This window comes from Pseudomonadota bacterium (assembly GCA_008501635.1).
Lineage (GTDB): Bacteria > Pseudomonadota > Gammaproteobacteria > QQUJ01 > QQUJ01 > QQUJ01.
In genome coordinates this window covers 20,569-40,734 of the sequence record QQUJ01000002.1, presented here as the reverse complement: position 1 = coordinate 40,734, position 20,166 = coordinate 20,569, and the positions used below count along the sequence as shown (strand labels likewise).

The following is a 20,166-nucleotide window of genomic DNA, read 5'->3' as shown; positions in this document are numbered from 1 at the left end:
ATGCCTTGTTTGTACTGAGTGCATTGACCAATCTGTACCTGGCGCGGCGACGATTGCGATGCCCGACATAGGATTGGTGCGCCTGATAAACCGCAACGGCGCACAAAACGGCTAGAAAACGGCCCATGTTGAGCCGAATACTGCCTGCAAACGCTCCTTATGATGAAAAACACAAACATATTGAATCGGCCGTGCTGGTTTGCATAACTTATTCAGACGTTCCTTAAGCATTCCGCGCATCACCCATTGTCTATCTGACCTGAGATTTCGAGCCCGAGCCGCAACGGGGGCACCGGACAGGCTTCTCCGCTCGTTTGCTCGATGAACTCCAATCGGATTGGAGGGCGATCATGCTGCAGATGTGCGTAACAACGATGGGTTAGTACTAAGCGGAAGGAGAAACGAACTAATTGGGATTTCGATGTCTGCCACCAGGGGCTGGGAACAAAAAACCCAGGTGTTACCCTGGGTTTCATTGAATTTCTGGCTCCCCGGGACGGGCTCGAACCGCCGACCTAGTGATTAACAGTCACCCGCTCTACCGACTGAGCTACCGGGGAATTAGGAAACCGCGTATGTTACTGGATCGGGCGGAAGCCGGTCAATAACACGCCCTATGGGCATGCCAGGGCACCACCTCCGGATCTGGTGAGACTGACCCGCGCACGGCCGGGATTTGAAAGGATCAACGCTTTAGGGGGAGCTGCGTCGCTGGAATGACAGAAAGTATAGGTCCCGGTCAAACCACCCACGGCAATGCCATCGGGCCTGAAGATGATCCGGGTTCGTGAGCCTGATCGTATGGTCAGTTGATTTCCAAAGCCTGCGTGCAGCTGCAGTACCACCTCATCCGAGTCCAACTCCCTGTCAGAGTCGCTGTCCACAAATGCTATCCAACCGTGCTCCCATACGGCTGTGTTGGCGCAGGATATACCGTTATCGCTGGGGCACAACGTTGCGCGTGCATGCCTTTTGATCGCTTCGCTGCGCGTCAGATGAATGACTGAGAGCAGCTCGTTGACTGCGGTGGTGATTCGGGTGCCTGCCAGGAGTTGGGCAAATGCCGGGACGACGATTGTTAGCAGTATCGCCGCAACCGACAGTGTGATGATGAGTTCCAGCAAGGTGAATCCGGATGTGTGTCCGATTCGACGCGCGCGCGAGTAGCGGCAGATCTCCATTTCCGTTCCCTCCAGTCCTTGGATAAGTCAATCTTGCGGGCGCTCCTGCGCCGTGCTGGATACACTACATGTTATAGGGGTATTTGCCAATTCCCATGGGTTGGCATTCTGTCAGATCTGCGTGACTCGTCTACAATGGCAGATTCGATTTTCACCGTAAGTGATCGTCTGACAGGGGACCCCGCGTTGTGCCTGAAGAATTATTCCATCTCTCCTCGACGTTTCAGCCAGCCGGTGACCAGCCGGCCGCCATTGCGGCATTGGTGGATGGTCTGGAGCAGGGGTTGGCACACCAGACCCTGCTCGGAGTAACAGGATCCGGAAAAACCTTCACCATCGCCAATGTCATCCAGACCCTGCAGCGTCCGGCGATGGTGCTGGCACCCAACAAGACACTGGCGGCCCAACTCTATGGTGAGATGCGCGACTTCTTCCCCCGCAGCGCTGTGGAGTATTTCGTCTCCTACTACGACTATTACCAGCCGGAGGCCTATGTCCCCTCCAGCGACACCTATATCGAGAAGGACGCCTCGATCAACGAGCACATCGAGCAGATGCGGCTCTCCGCCACCAAGGCGCTGCTGGAGCGGCCCGATACCATCATCGTCGCCACTGTCTCTGCCATTTATGGGCTGGGCGATCCGAAGTCCTATCTCAGCATGGTGATGCACCTGGTCCGTGGTGATCGGGTGGATCAGCGTTTCATCCTGCGGCGCTTGGCCGAGCTGCAGTACACGCGCAACGATGTCGAACTGCGCCGCGCCACCTACCGGGTGCGGGGTGATGTGATCGACATCTTTCCGGCGGAGTCCGAGCGTGAGGCGCTGCGGATCGAACTCTTCGACGACGAGATCGAATCGCTGTCGCTCTTTGATCCCTTGACGGGAGAGGTCCAGCGCAAACTGCCGCGCTACACCATCTATCCCAAGAGTCACTACGTCACGCCGCGGCAAACCGTGCTCGATGCGGTGGAGCAGATCAAGGTCGAACTCAAGGAACGGCTCGCCCAGCTGCGCACCTTGGACAAACTCGTCGAGGCACAGCGCCTGGAACAACGCACCCGTTTCGATATCGAGATGATGCTGGAACTGGGTTATTGCACCGGCATCGAGAACTACTCGCGCTACCTTTCCGGCCGCCAGGCGGGCGAGCCACCGCCGACACTGTTCGACTACATGCCCGCCGATGCGCTGCTGATCGTCGATGAGAGTCACGTGACCATTCCGCAATTGGGGGGAATGTATCGCGGTGATCGCTCGCGTAAGGAGACCCTGGTGGAATACGGCTTCCGTCTCCCTTCGGCGCTGGACAATCGCCCGCTGCGCTTCGACGAATTCCAGGCGCGATCGCCGCAAACCATCTATGTCTCCGCCACCCCCGGCCGTTACGAATCCGAACGCTCCGACGCCGTCATCGAGCAGGTGGTGCGTCCCACGGGGCTTTTGGATCCCGCGGTGGAGATTCGTCCGGCCACGACGCAGGTGGACGATCTGCTCTCCGAGATCCACGAACGGGTGGCGCTCGGAGACCGGGTGCTGGTGACCACGCTTACCAAGCGCATGGCCGAGGATCTGACGGAGTATCTCGGCGAGCACGGTGTTCGCGTGCGCTACCTGCACTCTGATATCGAGACGGTCGAGCGGGTCGAGATCATCCGCGATCTGCGCCTCGGCGAGTTCGACGTCCTGGTGGGTATCAATCTGCTGCGCGAGGGATTGGATATGCCCGAGGTATCGCTGGTTGCGATTCTCGATGCGGACAAAGAGGGGTTTCTGCGCTCCGAGGGATCGCTCATCCAGACCATCGGCCGGGCGGCGCGCAACCTGCGCGGCAAGGCGATTCTCTACGCCGAGAAAATTACCGGTTCCATGGAGCGGGCCATCGCCGAGACCGACCGGCGCCGTCACAAGCAGGTCGCCTACAACGAGACCCACGACATCACACCGCAGACCATTCGCAAGGCCGTCGCCGATGTCATGGAAGGCGCGCGCTCGGGTGGCGGCCCGTTGTCGGCGCGTGAGTTCGCCAAGGTGGCGGAGGAAGAGGCCGGGTACGCGGCCATGGCGCCGGAGATGCTGGCGCGCAAGCTCAAGCAGTTGGAGGAGAAGATGTTTCAGCATGCCAGGGATCTGGAGTTTGAAGAGGCCGCCCGTCTGCGCGACGAGATCCACCGCATTCGCGAGCATGGCTTGATTGCAGCGCGGCTGGCGGGGTGAGTGCAGCTGAACTCGCCTCGTCTGTAAGTCAGGCGTATTCCGGCGACCTGATCTGCTTGGGGCGCTTGACGTGGGTGTCAGGTAGCCTCCGGTAACCCGGCCTGCACCTGGCTGCCCCTGTAGGAGCGACTTCAGTCGCGATGGACTGCAGCGAAAGAACCCCCGATCGTTCACGGCTAAAGCCGCCCCTACACTTGTATCTTGAAACGCACTTCCTGTATCTTTAGCGCCCTCGCAGGCGCGTAGCTCAGCTGGTTAGAGCACCACCTTGACATGGTGGGGGTCGTTGGTTCGAGTCCAATCGCGCCTACCAATTCGTGGGCACTGCCCAGGGTGGGTTGCCATCGACCCGAAGCAGTGCCCACTCAGTTTTCATGACAGAGTCTGGCTGGCCCCTCGTACAGGTCAGCGTTAAGGAGACGAACCGATGCCGCAGATCACGCTCCCCGACGGTAAACAACTCTCCTTTGACCAGCCCGTGACCGTACACGATGTGGCGGCCGCGATTGGTCCCGGATTGGCAAAAGCCGCCCTGGCCGGCAGGGTCGACGACAAGCTGGTCGATACCAGCTTCCTGATCGATCACGATGCCGCGCTCGCCATTGTCACCGAGCGCGACGAGGCGGGTGTCGAGGTGCTGCGCCACTCCTGCGCGCACCTGCTCGCCCAGGCCGTCAAGTCGCTCTTCCCCGAGGCCCAGGTCACCATCGGTCCGGTGATCGACAATGGCTTCTATTACGACTTCGCCTATTCCCGCCCCTTCACACCCGAGGATCTGGAGGCCATCGAGGCCAGGATGGAGGCTTTGGCGCAGGCCGATTTCGCCGTGCAGCGTGAGGTGATGGTGCGTGAAGAGGCCATCGATCTCTTCAAGGACATGGGGGAGGCCTACAAGGCGGAGATCATTGCCGACATACCGCCGGGGGAGCAGATCTCGCTCTATCGCCAGGATGATTTCATCGACCTGTGCCGCGGCCCGCACGTACCCAGCACCGGCAAACTCAAGGCCTTCAAGCTGATGAAGGTGGCGGGTGCCTACTGGCGGGGCAACTCCGACAACGAGATGCTGCAGCGTATTTACGGCACTTGCTGGCCCGACAAGAAACAGCTCAAGGCCTACCTCCATCGCCTGGAAGAGGCGGAGAAGCGCGATCACCGCAAGCTGGGACGCAAACTCGATCTCTTCCATATCCAGGAAGAGGCGCCGGGCATGGTCTTCTGGCACCCCAAGGGCTGGATCGTCTACCGTGCGGTCGAGCAGTATGTGCGCGACAAGATCCGTGCGCGCGGCTATCAGGAGATCCGCACCCCGCAGATCGTCGACCGCAGCCTGTGGGAGAAATCGGGTCACTGGGACAAATACCGGGCCGATATGTTCACCACCAGCTCGGAGAACCGTGATTACGCCATCAAACCCATGAATTGCCCCTGCCACGTGCAGGTCTACAACCAGGGGCTCAAAAGCTATCGCGACCTGCCGCTGCGCCTGGCGGAGTTTGGATCCTGCCATCGCAATGAGGCCAGCGGTACGCTCCACGGCCTGATGCGGGTGCGCAACTTTGTCCAGGATGATGCCCATATCTTCTGTACCGAGGACCAGATTCAGGACGAGGTCTCGAACTTCGTCGATCTGCTCTTCGAGGTCTACGCGGATTTTGGTTTCACCGATATCCAGATCCAGCTCTCGACCCGACCGGAGCAGCGGGTGGGCGCCGACGAAGTGTGGGACAAGGCCGAGAAAGCGCTGGAAGACGCCCTCCACGCCAAAGGGCTTGAATTTGAACTGCAGCCCGGCGAAGGGGCCTTCTACGGGCCCAAGATCGACTTCGCGCTGCGTGACTGCCTCGACCGGATCTGGCAATGCGGCACCATGCAGGTCGATTTCTCCATGCCCGGGCGTCTGAGCGCCAGCTATATCGACGAGCACGGGGAAAAGCGGGTGCCGGTCATGCTGCACCGGGCGATCCTCGGCTCCTTGGAGCGTTTCATCGGTATCCTGATCGAGCACCACGGCGGATTGCTGCCGGCGTGGCTTGCGCCTACCCAGGCAGCGGTGCTGAATATCACCGATCGGCAGGCCGAGACTGTGCAGGATGTGGTGCAAACCCTTGAAAATAAGGGCTTCAGAGCGGTATCCGACTTGAGAAATGAGAAAATCGGCTTTAAAATCCGCGAGCACACTCTCCAGCGTGTCCCCTACCTGCTGGTAGTCGGAGACCGGGAGGTGGAAGAATCCACCGTGGCCGTGCGCACGCGTGGCGGTGAGGATCTGGGCAGTATGTCAGTCGATGACTTCTGCAGTCGCCTCGCCGCGGATATCGCGAGCCGCGGCCTTGCTGTTTAATTATTTGGAGGACTGAGGTATCGCTGCGGAAAAAGAGGTTCGCCTGAACGAGGCAATCATCGCTCCCGAAGTGCGTCTTATCGGGGCGGAAGGGGAACAGATCGGTGTGGTGCCGATCACGCGGGCGCAGGAACTGGCCGACGAAGCCGGGTTGGACCTGGTGGAGATCGTTCCCAACGCCGAACCCCCGGTGTGCCGCGTCATGGACTACGGCAAGTACCGTTTCGAGGAGAGCAAGAAACGGCACGCCGCCAAGAAGAAGCAGAAGCAGATACAGGTCAAGGAGATCAAGTTTCGACCCGGTACGGACGAAGGTGACTATCAGATCAAGTTACGCAACCTGATTCGTTTTCTGACCGCCGGCGACAAGGCCAAGATTACGCTGCGCTTCCGCGGTCGCGAGATGGCCCACCAGGAGCTGGGTAAAAAACTTCTGGACCGTGTTGAAGCGGATCTCGGCGAGTACGGAGCGGTTGAGCAGTATCCGAAGATGGAAGGCCGTCAGATGGTGATGGTCATCGCCCCGAAGAAGAAGTAGGGCGCAGACGGCAGAGGATGCCGTGAAGTTACACCGGCCTATGCCGGTAAGATCAGCGGTCGGGCGCAAGGCATTGCCTGGATCGCTGCAACACTCGAAGTCAGGAGACCGAAAATGCCAAAGCTAAAAACCAATCGCGGTGCCGCGAAGCGCTTCAAGAAGACCGCGTCCGGCGGCTTCAAGCGTGCCCAGTCGCACCTCAACCATATCCTTACCAAGAAAAGCACCAAGCGTAAGCGCCATCTGCGTCGCACCCTACAGGTTGCTCCGCAGGATGTGGCTGCCGTTCGCAAGATGCTGCCTTACAGTTAACCGGGAGGAGTGGAGAGATGCCGAGAGCCAAACGTGGTGTAACCGCCCGTGCCAAGCACAAGAAGGTACTGGACGAAGCCAAAGGTTATTACGGTGCGCGCAGCAAGGTTTATCGCGTCGCCAAACAAGCGGTCATCAAGGCGGGGCAGTATGCCTATCGTGACCGCCGCCAGAAAAAGCGCCAGTTCCGCGCACTGTGGATTGCGCGCATCAACGCGGGTGCCCGCGAGTGCGGTATTTCGTACAGTCGTCTGATCAACGGGCTGATGAAGGCCAACGTGGAAGTGGACCGCAAGATGCTGGCCGATCTGGCGATGAACGACAAAGCGGCGTTTGCGGCGGTGGCGGAACAGGCCAAGGCCGCCCTCGCCAACTAGTGGCATGACGCGCCGGTCGCTGCATCCGGCCCGATAGGCAATAAAGCTCGTCACAGGGGGAAGGTCTTGCAGGCCTTCCCCCTGTTAGTTTGGAAAGGGGTAGCAGGTGCTGAACATTGCTGAACTGCTGGAACGTGGACGGCAGGCCGTTGCTGAGGCAGTTGATTTGGCGGGTTTGGATCAAGTCCGGGTAAGCTATCTCGGGAAGAAGGGTAGCCTCACAGAGGTGCTCAAATCACTCGGGAAGTTGAGCGCGGAAGAGCGGCCGAAACTCGGTCAGCAGGTCAACGAGGCCAAGCGAACCCTGCAGGAAGTCATCGAGGCGCGCAAGCTCGAACTGGAGCACGCTTCGTTGGGTACGCGTCTCGCGCAGGAGAGCGTGGATGTCACGCTACCCGGTCGTGGTCAGGTAAGCGGCGGATTTCACCCCGTAACCCGCACCCTGCGGCGCATAGAACAGCTCTTTGCCGAAATCGGCTTCGAGGTGTGCGAGGGACCGGAAATCGAGGATGACTACCATAACTTCGAAGCCCTTAATATTCCGGCGCATCACCCCGCGCGGGCGATGCACGACACTTTTTATTTCGATGCGACCACGCTGTTGCGCACGCATACTTCCAATGTGCAGATTCGCGTCATGGAGCAGCGCAAGCCGCCGCTGAAGATCATCGCCCCGGGGCGGGTCTATCGTTGCGATTCGGATGTGACCCACACACCCATGTTTCATCAAGTCGAGGGATTGATGGTGGACGAGGGCGTGAGCTTCGCCCATCTCAAGGGGATTCTGGCGGATTTTCTGCGTAACTTTTTTGAGAAGGATCTCGCCGTTCGTTTCCGCCCCTCCTATTTCCCCTTCACCGAGCCGTCGGCCGAAGTGGACGTGCAGTGCGTGATGTGCGGCGGAAGTGGTTGCCGCGTATGCGGACAGAGCGGCTGGCTGGAAATTCTCGGATGCGGCATGGTTCACCCCGAGGTGTTTCGCCATGTGGAGATCGACAGTGAGCGTTACACCGGATTCGCCTTCGGCATGGGTGCCGAACGCCTCGCGATGCTGCGTTACGGTGTGAACGATCTGCGCCTTTTCTTTGAGAACGATCTGCGATTCCTGGGGCAATTCCGATAACTCCGCAATGCCTTGGTGACGAATGCACGGTGGATGGTCGCGACCGCCATTGGGGATAAGTGTCTTTGAACGATGTACGGATGACAGACAGTCGACGTTATGAAATTCAGTGAACAGTGGTTACGTGAATGGGTTGATCCCGGGATTTCGACGCAGGAACTGATCAGCCGGCTGACCATGGCGGGACTGGAGGTCGACAGCGCCGAGCCTGCCGCCCCTCCGTTCAGCGGTGTAGTGGTCGGACAGGTCACGTCGGTCAATCCCCATCCGGACGCTGACAAGCTGCGCGTATGCCGGGTTAATGCCGGCAACGGGGAGACACTGGGGATAGTCTGTGGCGCTCCCAATGTTCGTGAAGGGCTGAAAGTGCCGCTGGCGACGCTGGGGGCGGTGCTGCCCAACGGCTTCAAGATCAAACGCGCCAAACTCCGCGGGGTCGAGTCCCAGGGGATGCTCTGTTCGAGCTCGGAGCTTGGTCTGGCTGAGCAGTCCGCCGGACTGATGGAGTTGCCGGCGGATGCACCGGTCGGCGAAGACTTTCGCGCCTGGCTGGATCTGGACGATACCTGCATCGAGGTCGATCTGACGCCGAATCGGGGTGATGCATTGGGGTTGGCCGGTATTGCACGGGAGGTTGGAGTGCTCACTCGGACGCCCGTAAAACCCCTGGTGATAGAGCCGGTGCCTGCGACGATCGAAGAGAGTCTTCCTGTCGAGCTGGCTGATCCTGTCGGTTGCCCGCGTTATCTGGGGCGGGTGGTCAAAGGGGTCGATCCCGCGGCTGCCACACCCTTGTGGATGAGAGAGCGGCTTCGGCGCAGCGGCGTTCGCAGTCTCGGTCCCCTGGTCGATGTCACCAACTACGTCATGTTGGAACTTGGACAACCCATGCACGCTTTCGATCTCAGCGAATTGGCAGGCGGCATCCGGGTACGTCGTGCGGAATCGGGAGAACAACTGGTTCTACTCGACGGCTCGGTACTGACGCTCGATCCGCAGGTGCTGCTGATAGCCGATCACAAAAAGGCCGTTGCGATGGCGGGCATCATGGGTGGCGAGCACAGCGGTTGCGGCGAGGCGACGACCACGGTATTGCTCGAAAGCGCGTTCTTTGCACCCGAAGCCGTGGCGGGACGTGGCAGGCGATTTGGGCTGCACACCGACGCGTCCCACCGCTTCGAGCGCGGTGTCGATCCCACGCTGCAGCGCAACGCGATGGAGCGTGCCACGCGCCTGCTGATGGAGATTGCCGGCGGCCAGGCAGGGCCGATCGTCGAGGCGGTGGAGGAATACCATCTCCCGATTCGCGCGCCGGTGACTCTGCGCCGTCAGCGTCTGGCCATGATTCTCGGCCTCGAGATACCCGATCAAGAGGTCCAGGACATACTCGAACGTCTTGGCTTTGAGCCCGCGCCCAGCGCGGAGGGTTGGGTGGTCACCACGCCGGGGTATCGGTTCGATATCGCCATCGAAGAGGATCTGATCGAGGAGGTGGGTCGCATTTACGGCTATAACGCAGTGCCGGAAATCACGCCAAAGGGACCGCTGGCGATGCGTCCGCTTCCCGAAGGTAGCGTGGATCTGACGGATCTGAAACGGGTGTTGATCGATCGCGGCTATCAGGAGGCGATCACCTACAGCTTTGTCGACCCGGTGCTGCAACGCCTGCTGGATCCCGAGATCGACCCGATCGCGCTGGCCAATCCGATATCCGCCGACATGGCGGTGATGCGTACCAGCCTGTGGCCAGGCTTGCTGCAGGCCACACTGCGCAACCTGAATCGCCAGCAGAGTCGAGTGCGCCTGTTCGAGAGTGGACTGCGTTTTCGCAACGAAAATGGCGAAGTACGGCAGCGCGAGACGTTGGCGGGGGTCATAACAGGGTCTCTGGACCCGGAACAGTGGGGCACATCGCAACGCGAAGTCGATTTCTTTGATATCAAGGGTGACGTCGAGGCACTTTTGGCATTGACGGGCGCTCAGAAGGGTTTTACTTTTAGTCCCGCGACCCGGCACCCTGCGTTGCACCCCGGGCAAAGTGCCCGAATTGAGAAGAATAATCAGGCAGTGGGTTGGGTCGGGGCCCTGCATCCTGCGGTCGAGCGCGAACTTGGCTTGGGGGGAAGGGGGTTCGTCTTCGAGTTGGACATCAGTTCCATAAGTGAAGGCACAGTACCGCAATTTACCCCGATTTCCCGCTACCCCGCTATACGGCGGGACCTGGCTGTGGTTGTGGCCGATACGGTTTCGGCCCTTGAAGTCGATCGGGTTGTGCGAGCGGTGGTAGGCGATTTGCTGACAAACCTACAGTTGTTTGACGTATATAGTGGGAAAGGTGTTGATTCGGGTAGAAAAAGTCTTGCTTTAGGCTTGACCTTACAGGACCAATCGCGCACTCTTACTGATACGGAAATCGAACAGGTTGTAGAAAACGTCCTGATCGCTCTTAACAAGGAATTTGGTGCAACACTGAGAGATTAGCCATGGCACTGACGAAAGCGGACATGGTAGAGCAACTTTTCGAGGAACTGGGCCTTAACAAGCGAGAGGCCAAGGATCTCGTCGAGATGTTTTTTGAAGAGATACGTGGTGCGCTGGAACAGGGGCGTCAAGTCAAACTTTCCGGGTTTGGCAACTTCGATTTGCGCTACAAAAATCAACGGCCGGGCAGAAACCCGAAGACTGGCGAGGAAATACCTATCTGCGCCCGTCGTGTGGTGACGTTCCGACCAGGTCAAAAACTCAAATCGCGCGTGGAAGCTTATGCTGGAGGCGAGCAACAATAGCGAACTGCCGCCGATTCCGGCCAAGCGCTATTTTACAATCGGGGAAGTCAGCGAACTGTGTGCTGTCAAGCCGCACGTGTTGCGGTATTGGGAGCAGGAGTTTCCACAGCTGAAACCCGTCAAGCGCCGTGGCAACCGGCGCTACTACCAGCATCATGATGTGATCATGATTCGCCAGATTCGCAGCTTGCTCTATGATCAGGGCTTTACCATAGGTGGTGCCCGTCAGTATCTGGATGGCAGCGAAGCGCGGGACGATAGCCACCAGGCGCAGCAGGTCATCCGCCAGGTGCGCATGGAGCTGGAAGAGATTCTCCATATCCTGAAGCGTTAATTCGGGTAACCCCGACTGATCGCGTTCTCATCGGTCTTTCATTGCGGTATCATTCCCGCCTCTCGACGGTGGTCGAGACAAGCTTCCAGTTCTCGGGGCGTAGCGCAGCCTGGTAGCGCACCTGAATGGGGTTCAGGTGGTCGGAGGTTCAAATCCTCTCGCCCCGACCAACAAAACTAAAGGCACCCTTCGTGGGTGCCTTTTTATTTGGTGAGTGCGCTCGGATTCCCGGCCCTCTGGCCTGCAGGCCAGAGGGCGTTCGGCGGGGGAAAGCGATGCTTTCCCTGTGTCCGCCTCACCCTCTCGCCCCGACCAACAAAACCAAAGGCTTACTTCCATGGGTAAGCCTTTTTTGTGCATCCCGCTATGTCCGGGTAAATTGCCGGGGTGACACGTTGCCGACGGTTGCCTTGGATTTCCGGGGGAACGCCAGCCCAGGAGGGAGCAGGGTGCCACGCGCGCCACGCTCCAGGATGCGGCATTCAGGACCGGGCAGGCGGCCGGTTGATGCGACCGCCCGGCGGCATGCCGTGAGATTTCTCCACGGTGGCGAAGCGGTGACCTCGTGCGGTTTCAATCCAGGCGAACTGCAAAGGAAGGCGAGAACCGGAGCTTCGACTAACGCTTATCGTTTTTTCTGACGCCTGGCTCTCGCCCTGGAGGATGCCTGCAACATCAGCGTCGTACCACCTCCGGCAGCAGACCACGCGGACTGAAGCGCATCACCACGAGTAGCAGGAGACCCATGAAGATCATGCGCATGTGCGAGGCGCTCTCCAGCAGATGCAGGCGTAGCGCGTTGTCCTCGGCCATGCCGCTGGTGAGTGCGCCCATCAGCCACTGACCGGCCGGTTCGGCCTCCACCCAGACGAACCAGATCAGAAAACCGCCGAGTACTGAACCCCAGTTATTGCCCGAACCACCGACGATCACCATCACCCAGATGAGGAAGGTGAAGCGCAGCGGGTTGTAGGTCCCGGGGGTGAACTGACCGTCCAGCGTCGTCAGCATGGCGCCGGCGATACCGATTACCGCGGAGCCGAGAATGAAAACCTGCAGGTGGCGGCCGGTGACGTTCTTGCCCATGGCGTTGGCGGCGTGCTCGTTGTCGCGTACGGCGCGCATCATGCGCCCCCAGGGCGAGCGCAGGGCTCTTTCGCAGAGCCATAACAGCACCAGCAAAACGATGACAAAGAGCACCGCGTAGCTGCCCTTGACGAACAACCCGGAGGCTTCGATGATGGCGGCCTGCAGGACGTCGGGCGATGCGCCCGAATTGAACCATTCGACCAGCTCGATGAACCAGGGGCTGGTCTGCAGGTCCACCTCGTAGGGCACCGGGCGGTCAAGGCCGGTGACATTCTTCACCCCACGCGTCAGCCAGTCTTCATTTTTGAGGATGGCGATGATGATTTCGGAGATGCCCAGGGTGGCAATAGCGAGATAGTCCGAACGCAGTCCCAGAGAAATGCGCCCCACCAGCCACGCGGCGCCCCCTGCGAACAGGCCACCGACCGCCCAGGCAAAGAGGATGGGGAGGCCGAGCCCGCCGAGGTAGCCGGTCTTCGATGGATCGACCGCTTCGATAGCGTCAACCGCCGGATCAAAGAAGGCCCGGATCACCAGATAGCCCACCAGCACGACACCGCCTACCGTCAGTGCGCGCAACGGACCCTTGTGCATACGCCGATGCACGAACAGCGCCGCGATAACCGTACCCGCCAGCGCCAGCAAGGTATACACCATCCCGGTACCGCCCGCCGCCCAGGCTTCCGGCACCGGCGCCTGCGACACCAGGACTCCAGCCAGTCCGCCAAGTGCGGCAAAGCCCATCACACCAGCATTGAACAGGCCCGCGTAACCCCATTGGATGTTGAGGCCGAGCGCCATGATGGCGGAGATCAGACCCAGATTAAGCAGTGTCAGGCTGACCGACCAGGACTGAAATACTCCGACACCGAGAATGAGCAGCGCCATGATGCCGAAATAGAGCACACCCCGCAGTGTCTCGCTCACAATACCCTCCCGCGGAATATCCCGGTCGGTCGCACCAGCAGCACCACGACCAGAATGATGAAGGAGACCGCGAATTTGTAATCCGTGGAGAGCAGTTGCACCAGGCCGACGGGTTGCCAGTCTGGCGGCAGGAGGTAGATCAGGAACTTCTTGTAGGCGTAGGTGATGGTGACTTCGGAAAAGGCGATGACGTACCCGCCGACGATGGCGCCGATGGGTTGACCGATCCCGCCCACGATCGCGGCCGCGAAGATCGGCAGCAACAGTTGGAAGTAGGTAAAAGGCTTGAAACTCTTGTCTAGCCCGTAGAGCACCCCCGCGATGGTGGCCAGCGCGGCGGCGATGATCCACGTCACCCGTACCACGCGCTGCGGATCGATGCCCGATAGCAGCGCGAGATCTTCATTGTCCGAGAATGCGCGCATTGCCTTGCCGGTGCGTGTGCGCTGCAGAAACCAGAACAGCGCAATGACCACGGCCACCGCCAGCACCACGGTCAGCCCCTGAGTCACTTTGATCGCCAGACCCTCATCGAGTCCTGTGAGGTTCTTGAAGCCGCGTGCGGTGATGATGAAGCGTTCGCCATCGGCGAAGCGCTGATCGTTGGGACCGATGATCAGCCGCACCAGGCCATTGAGGACAAACATGACGCCCACCGAGGCGATGACCAGGACCACGGGCGGGCTGCGGCGCTGGCGGTAGAAGCCGAACACCGAGCGGTCGATGGCGAGGCAGAGCAGCACCATGGCGAGAATACCGGCCGGCAGCGCGAGCAGCGCGGTCGGCAGCGGGCCGAGGCTGATCCCCATCGCCTGCAGCCCCCATGTCGCGAGCACCGTCACCATGGTGCCGAAGGCCATCATGTCGCCGTGGGCGAAGTTGGCGAAGCGCAGGATGCCGAAAATCAGGGTCACCCCCAGCGCGCCCAGCGCCAGTTGCGAGCCGTAGGCCACGCCCGGCACCAGCACGAAGTTCGAGAACAGCACCAGGGCGTTGAGGATGTCGGTCAGATCGGGCAAGGCTCAGCCTCCGAGGAACGAACGGCGCACTTCCGGATTGGCGAGCAGTGCCTCGCCCGTATCGGTGTAGCGGTTTTCTCCGGTCACCAGCACGAAGCCGCGGTGGGCGATGTTGAGCGCCTGACGGGCATTCTGCTCAACCATCAGAATGGCCAGACCGGTACGGGCGATATCGAGGATCTTGTCGAAAAGCTCATCCATCACGATCGGCGAGACGCCGGCGGTGGGCTCGTCGAGCATCAGCACGCTGGGCTTGGTCATCATGGCCCGCCCCACGGCGACCTGCTGGCGTTGCCCGCCGGAGAGTTCGCCGGCCGGTTGGTGGCGTTTTTCCTTGAGTATCGGGAATAGCTCGTAGACCTGCTCCAGGGTGTCGCTGAAGTCATCACGGCGCAGAAAGGCGCCCATCTCCAGGTTTTCCTCCACGGTCAGGCTGGTGAAAACGTTGTTGTTCTGCGGTACGCAGGCCATGCCTCGCCCAACGCGCTCTTGCGGGCTTAGCGCCGTTATGTCCTCACCGTCCAGCCGCACCTGGCCGGCGCGCAGCGCGAGCATGCCAAACATCGCTTTCATCGCCGTGGATTTGCCCGCGCCATTGGGGCCGACAATGACGGCGATTTCGCCACGATCCACTTCGATGGTGCACTCCCTGAGAATATCGGCGCCGCCATAACCGCCGGTCATTTTTTCACCGATCAGGTAGCTCATGATTCGCTCTCCCCGGCGGCGGCCCGGGTCGGTTTGTTCTTCAGACCGGTGCCCAGGTAGGCTTCGATGACCTGTTCGTTGGCCTTGATCTCGTCGGCCGTGCCCTCGGCCAGCACGGAGCCTTCAGCCATGCAGATCACCGGATCGCAGAGCCGCGAGATGAAATCCATGTCGTGCTCGATCATACAGAAGGTATAGCCGCGTTCGCGGTTGAGGCGCAGAATCGCATCGCCAATGGTGTTCAGCAGCGTGCGGTTTACCCCGGCGCCCACCTCGTCGAGGAACACCACCTTGGCGTCCACCATCATGGTGCGCCCCAGTTCGAGCAGCTTTTTCTGTCCTCCGGAGAGGTTGCCGGCCAACTCCTCGGCGACATGCGCGATCTGGAGAAAATCAATCACCTCGTCGGCCTTGGCGCGGACCGCCGCTTCTTCAGAGCGCACCCTGCCGGGGCGAAACCAGGCATCGAACAGGCGCTCACCGGACTGGTGGGGCGGAACCATCATCAGGTTCTCGCGCACCGTCAGGGTGGCGAATTCGTGGGCGATCTGGAAGGTGCGCAACAATCCCTTGCGAAACAGCTCGTACGGTCTGAGTCCGGTGATCTCTTCGCCGTCCAGCCAGACGCTTCCGGCGGTAGGGGAGTAGTGGCCGGCGATGACATTGAAAAGGGTGGTTTTACCGGCGCCGTTGGGACCGATCAATCCGGTAATCGACTCTTTTTCTATCTCCAGAGTGGCGCCATTGACGGCCAGCACACCACCAAAACTTTTATACACCTCATCGACGCGAATCATGGGGATGTTCCGGGGGGGCTGCATTGCAGTGAACGGCACAAACAAGAAGACCCGGCGCAGAGAACCGCGCCGGGTCGTGTGCTGGTGCCAGGCGGGGGATCAGTGCACCTTCAGCGCAGTGAACTTGCCACCCTTCACCTCCAGCTCCTTGTATGACCCGGCGGCCTCTCCGACCTCGGTGAACTCGACATTGGTGGCGCCGACATAGTCCACGTCGCCACCATCCTTGATGATCTTCAGCGCCTTGGCCAGTTCGCCGGGAAAGATCTGGGTGCCCGGCGCGTTGGCGACTTTCATGATGTTGGCCTGGATCGCCGCACGGTCGCTGGAGCCGGCGGCCTGCATGGCCAGCGCCATCAGCGCCACGGCGTCATAGGATTCGCCGCGGAAGGGCCCGCCACCGGCATCGATACCGGCTTTCTTGGCGACTTCGGCAAATTTCGCGGCGCCGGCTGAATCGCTGCCGGGCGCGGTGCCGAACGAGCCGGTCAGATCCTTACCGATGGCGTCCACCAGCGACTGGCCGATCATGCCGTCGGCGAAGACGAAGCTGTTGAAAGCGCCGGTGTCGAGGGAGGTCTGAACGATGCCTTTGCCGCCCTGGTCGAGGTAACCGAACACCACCAGGTGGTCGGCACCGGAGGCGGCCAGGGCCCCGACTTCGGCGGAGTAGTCTGCCTTGCCGTCTTCATGCGCGGCGGACATCTGCACCTTGCCTCCCAAATCCTTGAAGGCTGCGCCGAAGGATTCAGCCAATCCTTTGCCGTAGTCGTTGTTGGTGTAGGTAATGGCGATATTCTTCACGCCGCGATCCATGGCGATTTTCGCCAGCACCTGCCCTTGGCGGGCGTCGGAAGGGGCGGTGCGGAAGAAATAACCTTTGTCCTCGATGGTCGTCAGCGCCGGCGACGTGGCGGATGGGGAGATCATCACCACGCCGTTGGGAACGGCCACGTTGTTGGCTACCGCGGTGGTCACGCCGGAGCAGTCCGCCCCGTAGATAGCAGCGACCTTGTCCGCGGTTACCAGGCGCTCGGCGGCGGCGGTCGCTGCGGCGGCGTCAACGCACGTGGAATCGGCGCGTACCGGGACCAGTTTTTTACCGCCCAACAGGGCACCGGAGTCGGAGACCTCTTTCATCGCCAATTCGGCGGAAGATGCCATGTCCGGAGTCAGTGACTCGATGGGTCCGGTGAATCCGAGCAGCACTCCGATCTTGATCTCATGCCCATCGGCTTGAGCGCCGCCGCTTACCATAACGGCCAGTGCAGCTGATACGATCAGCGTCTTTTTCATTGTGAACTCCATGCAATCATCGAGAATTGTTATCGCAAATGGTTTGGCTTCAGACGGTAGGTAGCAGCCGTGCAGATCAATTCTAGTCTATGCGGCGTATCCATCCGGGTCGCAAGCCCTTTATCGATCACTATCAATCCCCGTCAGTGCGGGAGTTGTGTTTTTCCAGACTGACAGCGAGTGTATTGAAAAGCATAAACACCCTTGTTGTGGAAATCCACTGTTGCCGCGCAGACCCGCCTTACCCGTTTCGACAGGATTCCAGCAAAGTTTCGTTTGCGCGAAGTTCAGCGGCTTTGAGGAATGAGAAACCCCTTGTCATGACTCTGTTGCTCAATAGCAGGGATTTGATCGGAATGCGTTGGCGCCCTGTGCCGGTCGCGATGGTGACCGAAGTCAATGGCAGCGCTCGTGCCAGTGCCGCTGACAACTTCGCCTGCTGCTGTGGTGTTGCAATCAGCAAAAGAAGGCCGGGCTGCGGTGTGCCCGGCCAATCCTCAACAACAGTTGCTTTAAGACAGTACGAGACTATGGGGCGAAACGGCTCTTCAGGAAATGCTAGATCCTAGGCCTTTGCATTGGCAGTATGTGCTGCTATTGCGTCCATTAATGGAGGGGACAGGCAGTCGTAGGGTTCAAGGCCAAGTTCTCTCAGGCGGGCACGAATACTCTCCATCGCATCGGGTGAAGTGCCACCTTCTATCAAAGAGGAAACGAACGCTGCAAAACCTGCGGGTGCCCAACCGCTTTCACCGGATAACTCGGTGTGAATAAAATCCAGTCCATAAAAAGGGTGGCCTTCATCTTCGATACGGCCGTACATATGCGCGCCGCACTCTTTACAGGCATAGCGCTGAATCGTCTGACTGGCATCGATGATGCTGAGTTTGTCCTTGTTGGCCGTGACTGATACGTTGCCCCGCGGTACGACGGCGACCTGTGAGAACAGGGCGCCTTCGGGTTTCCAGCATTGCGTACAACCACAGACATGATTGTGTGCTGATTGTGCAGTGACTCTGACCGCCACGGGATTGCTGGAACAATTGCATTTCAAGGTGCCCCCCGAGAAACCTGGTTGGGCGGGTGCAATGCCGTTGTCAACGGCGGGATGGATGGCAATTAAGCTCATAGATATGACCTCCGTTCTGATTAATTGTCTGTTACGGTCAAAGGCTCCCGGTGATTGCTGTGGCGCCAGATTAGCCTGAACCATCGGCATGGATGCGCGCCTTGGCTCGCCTACTGCAAGGTGACCCGTGAGTGCGAAGGATATCCGCACCACCACCGTGCAGATTGGCCGCGGACCCCTGGTGCCTATCAAGGGCAAATGAAAGGCGGTGCCGGCCAGGGCTGCTTTTTTGATTTGCCCACTGTTGACCGTGCGCCTACGGCGTGACAATTGAAATTGGGACATTCCCGGCCTATCTAGGGGAAATCCCCAGTTTCGATGTGGGATCAGTTGCGCCGTCACGTGCTATCGCGGCAGCGGATTTGTGGGATCAGCGCCAGTAAACCTCGATCACGCAGCACATAGCCGCCGATCCGCAGGAGGTTCGTGAGGACTAAACCTTCTGGTACAGCCAGTCGGCGCCGAGCCGTCCGGTGATGGGTGGGTAAACCGGGTGCTCGCCGTGCCGAGATCCGTTCTCAGGCAGCTTCCAGGAGCTGAGAGGCCTGGGATTTCATGACGTCAACAATGGCGTAGATACCCACATGACGGTTGGGACTGAGGTGTTCTGCAAGTTTGAGGCCCTCGAAAAGGTGGTCGATATCGAGGTCGATAAACTCCTGGGGTGTTTTGCCTTTGCTGAGTTTGATCAGCAGTGCGACCACACCTTTGATGATGGATGTATCGCAATCCCCATAGAAATGGATCAGTGCGGGATTCGCTGAATCCCGTTGCGCGTAGACCCACACCTGACTCATGCAGGGTTTGACTTTGTTGGCCTCGACGCGCAGCGCATCGGGCATCGGCGTGAGCTTCTCGCCCAGCTCCGCCAGGTACTGGTAGCGGTGCTCCCAGTCACCCAACATCTCGAAACCGCTGATCAGATCATCGATCTGTGACATCTCTCTGTGCAATCCTTAGGGTTATCGTAGGGAATTATACGTCTCCTTTGCGCGTGTCTCCAATGGTGCGTAGGTGGGCGCAATTGATGGGTTCGTGATCGGCGAATGATACTGTGGTACGGGATGGAGAGACAGGAATGAGCACGTGGCCTCAAAAATCGTTGTGATCGGCTCCGTTGCCTGGGATGAGGTGGTTGAACTCGATAGGCCGCTGCAGTCGGGAGGGCACAACCAGGGGCGGATGCGAGGGCGTCGTATCGGTGGCGGTGCTGCCAATACCGCGCTGGCGTTGATACGGGGTGGAAACGAGGTTGTCGTTCGCAGCGCGATTGGCGGCGACTCCCAAGGGGGGGAGTTGCTGACAGCACTGTCCCGCGAAGGGATCGATGTCTGTTGGATCGACGATTCGGCGTCCGCGACGACCCGTTCATTGCTGCTTCTCGACCCCGCCGGCGGTCGGACGATTGTCAACCTGTCCCGGGCGTCACTGCCGGTTACCGCGCCCCTTGGCGAACAGAACACGGCCTGTGTCTATCTGCGCAGTACCGACACCGCGTTCGCACCGGTCTTGCGTGAATGTCTGGACCAGGCACTGGTGATTGCCCATATTCCGCCGCTGACTGCCGGTAGCCGTCCGGCGCACATTCTGGTCGGGTCCGCGGATGACCTCGATGCCGGCTTTCTGGCGGAACCTTGGCGCTCGGCCCGGGCGGTGGCGGGTGAGAAACTGCGCTGGGTCGTGGTGACGAACGGGGCGGAGGGGGCGAGTGCCTACAGTGGAGAACAGGTGCTGCGGTTGCCCGCACCCCGGGTCAGGGTGGTGGATACGACGGGGGCTGGAGACGTTTTTGCGGCGGGCCTGATTCATGCGTTGGTGCGCGATGAACCGATGGAACGGGCGTTGCGGTGCGCCGTGGAGTGGGGAGCCGCTTCCGTTCAATACCACGGAACGATCCCCCCCATCGGCTTTCCAGACATACGCAATAGCGCAGACTGGCAAGAGGTGTAAGCGGCGATAGTACGAAAGAAAAGGCCAGCTGTTTGCCGGC

The 20,166-nt window shown here is 59.9% G+C and carries 18 protein-coding genes and 3 tRNA genes; 12 read left to right on the top strand and 9 right to left on the bottom strand.

The features are described from left to right. Positions 1-484: 484 nt before the first annotated feature. Together DWQ09_00650 and DWQ09_00645 are read right to left on the bottom strand one after the other, a co-directional pair. Positions 485-560 (bottom strand) — tRNA-Asn (locus tag DWQ09_00650). Positions 561-614: 54 nt separating this feature from the next. Further along, positions 615-1,181 carry a prepilin-type N-terminal cleavage/methylation domain-containing protein gene (locus DWQ09_00645; protein KAA3630432.1) on the bottom strand — a complete coding sequence of 189 codons (567 nt, stop codon included), beginning with the start codon at positions 1,179-1,181 and terminating at the stop codon, positions 615-617. Between the two features lie 188 nt (positions 1,182-1,369). Between DWQ09_00645 and DWQ09_00640 the strand changes: the two genes are divergently transcribed. From DWQ09_00640 to DWQ09_00590, 11 genes are all read left to right on the top strand, one after another. Further along, complete coding sequence (locus DWQ09_00640) at positions 1,370-3,397, top strand: excinuclease ABC subunit UvrB (GenBank protein ID KAA3630429.1); 2,028 nt, start codon at positions 1,370-1,372, stop codon at positions 3,395-3,397. Between the two features lie 236 nt (positions 3,398-3,633). Beyond that, positions 3,634-3,710 (top strand) — tRNA-Val (locus DWQ09_00635). Between the two features lie 114 nt (positions 3,711-3,824). Then, positions 3,825-5,741, top strand: a complete 1,917-nt coding sequence (locus DWQ09_00630) for a threonine--tRNA ligase (GenBank protein ID KAA3630428.1) — start codon at positions 3,825-3,827, stop codon at positions 5,739-5,741. 19 nt (positions 5,742-5,760) lie between these two features. Beyond that, a complete protein-coding gene (locus tag DWQ09_00625) occupies positions 5,761-6,279 on the top strand; it encodes a translation initiation factor IF-3 (GenBank protein ID KAA3630427.1) in 519 nt (172 codons plus the stop codon). Positions 6,280-6,393: 114 nt separating this feature from the next. Then, positions 6,394-6,591, top strand: coding sequence for a 50S ribosomal protein L35 (locus tag DWQ09_00620; GenBank protein ID KAA3630426.1), 198 nt, complete (start codon positions 6,394-6,396; stop codon positions 6,589-6,591). Positions 6,592-6,608: 17 nt separating this feature from the next. Beyond that, positions 6,609-6,968: a 50S ribosomal protein L20 gene (locus tag DWQ09_00615; GenBank protein KAA3630425.1), complete on the top strand. Its 360-nt coding sequence runs from the start codon at positions 6,609-6,611 to the stop codon at positions 6,966-6,968. A gap of 106 nt (positions 6,969-7,074) precedes the next feature. Then, complete coding sequence (locus tag DWQ09_00610; GenBank protein KAA3630424.1) at positions 7,075-8,091, top strand: phenylalanine--tRNA ligase subunit alpha; 1,017 nt, start codon at positions 7,075-7,077, stop codon at positions 8,089-8,091. Between the two features lie 99 nt (positions 8,092-8,190). Continuing rightward, positions 8,191-10,572 carry a phenylalanine--tRNA ligase subunit beta gene (locus DWQ09_00605; protein KAA3630423.1) on the top strand — a complete coding sequence of 794 codons (2,382 nt, stop codon included), beginning with the start codon at positions 8,191-8,193 and terminating at the stop codon, positions 10,570-10,572. Between the two features lie 2 nt (positions 10,573-10,574). Then, complete coding sequence (gene ihfA, locus DWQ09_00600; protein KAA3630422.1) at positions 10,575-10,877, top strand: integration host factor subunit alpha; 303 nt, start codon at positions 10,575-10,577, stop codon at positions 10,875-10,877. After that, positions 10,855-11,211 (top strand): MerR family transcriptional regulator, encoded by a 357-nt coding sequence (locus DWQ09_00595; GenBank protein ID KAA3630421.1) that lies wholly within the window; start codon positions 10,855-10,857, stop codon positions 11,209-11,211. Before ihfA ends, DWQ09_00595 begins: the two co-directional genes overlap by 23 nt. Positions 11,212-11,304: 93 nt before the next feature. After that, positions 11,305-11,381 (top strand) — tRNA-Pro (locus tag DWQ09_00590). A 505-nt stretch (positions 11,382-11,886) separates the two neighbouring features. On the opposite strand, the gene DWQ09_00585 is transcribed toward DWQ09_00590, so the two are convergent. From DWQ09_00585 to DWQ09_00555, 7 genes are all read right to left on the bottom strand, one after another. Then, positions 11,887-13,188 carry a branched-chain amino acid ABC transporter permease gene (locus DWQ09_00585; protein KAA3630431.1) on the bottom strand — a complete coding sequence of 434 codons (1,302 nt, stop codon included), beginning with the start codon at positions 13,186-13,188 and terminating at the stop codon, positions 11,887-11,889. 35 nt (positions 13,189-13,223) lie between these two features. Then, a complete protein-coding gene (locus tag DWQ09_00580; GenBank protein ID KAA3630430.1) occupies positions 13,224-14,237 on the bottom strand; it encodes a branched-chain amino acid ABC transporter permease in 1,014 nt (337 codons plus the stop codon). 12 nt (positions 14,238-14,249) lie between these two features. Continuing rightward, entirely contained in the window at positions 14,250-14,954 is a 705-nt protein-coding gene (locus tag DWQ09_00575; protein KAA3630420.1) for an ABC transporter ATP-binding protein, read from the bottom strand. Beyond that, positions 14,951-15,751: an ABC transporter ATP-binding protein gene (locus DWQ09_00570; protein KAA3630419.1), complete on the bottom strand. Its 801-nt coding sequence runs from the start codon at positions 15,749-15,751 to the stop codon at positions 14,951-14,953. The genes DWQ09_00575 and DWQ09_00570 overlap by 4 nt, the downstream gene beginning before the upstream one ends. A gap of 99 nt (positions 15,752-15,850) precedes the next feature. Then, on the bottom strand, positions 15,851-17,047 hold the full coding sequence (locus tag DWQ09_00565; GenBank protein KAA3630418.1) for a branched-chain amino acid ABC transporter substrate-binding protein: 1,197 nt from the start codon (positions 17,045-17,047) through the stop codon (positions 15,851-15,853). Between the two features lie 565 nt (positions 17,048-17,612). After that, positions 17,613-18,176 (bottom strand): S-(hydroxymethyl)glutathione synthase, encoded by a 564-nt coding sequence (gene gfa / locus DWQ09_00560; GenBank protein KAA3630417.1) that lies wholly within the window; start codon positions 18,174-18,176, stop codon positions 17,613-17,615. Between the two features lie 518 nt (positions 18,177-18,694). Continuing rightward, positions 18,695-19,117: a SufE family protein gene (locus DWQ09_00555; GenBank protein ID KAA3630416.1), complete on the bottom strand. Its 423-nt coding sequence runs from the start codon at positions 19,115-19,117 to the stop codon at positions 18,695-18,697. 145 nt (positions 19,118-19,262) lie between these two features. Here DWQ09_00555 and DWQ09_00550 point away from each other — a divergent pair, with 145 nt between their 5' ends. After that, on the top strand, positions 19,263-20,126 hold the full coding sequence (locus tag DWQ09_00550) for a carbohydrate kinase (protein KAA3630415.1): 864 nt from the start codon (positions 19,263-19,265) through the stop codon (positions 20,124-20,126). Positions 20,127-20,166: the final 40 nt, after the last annotated feature.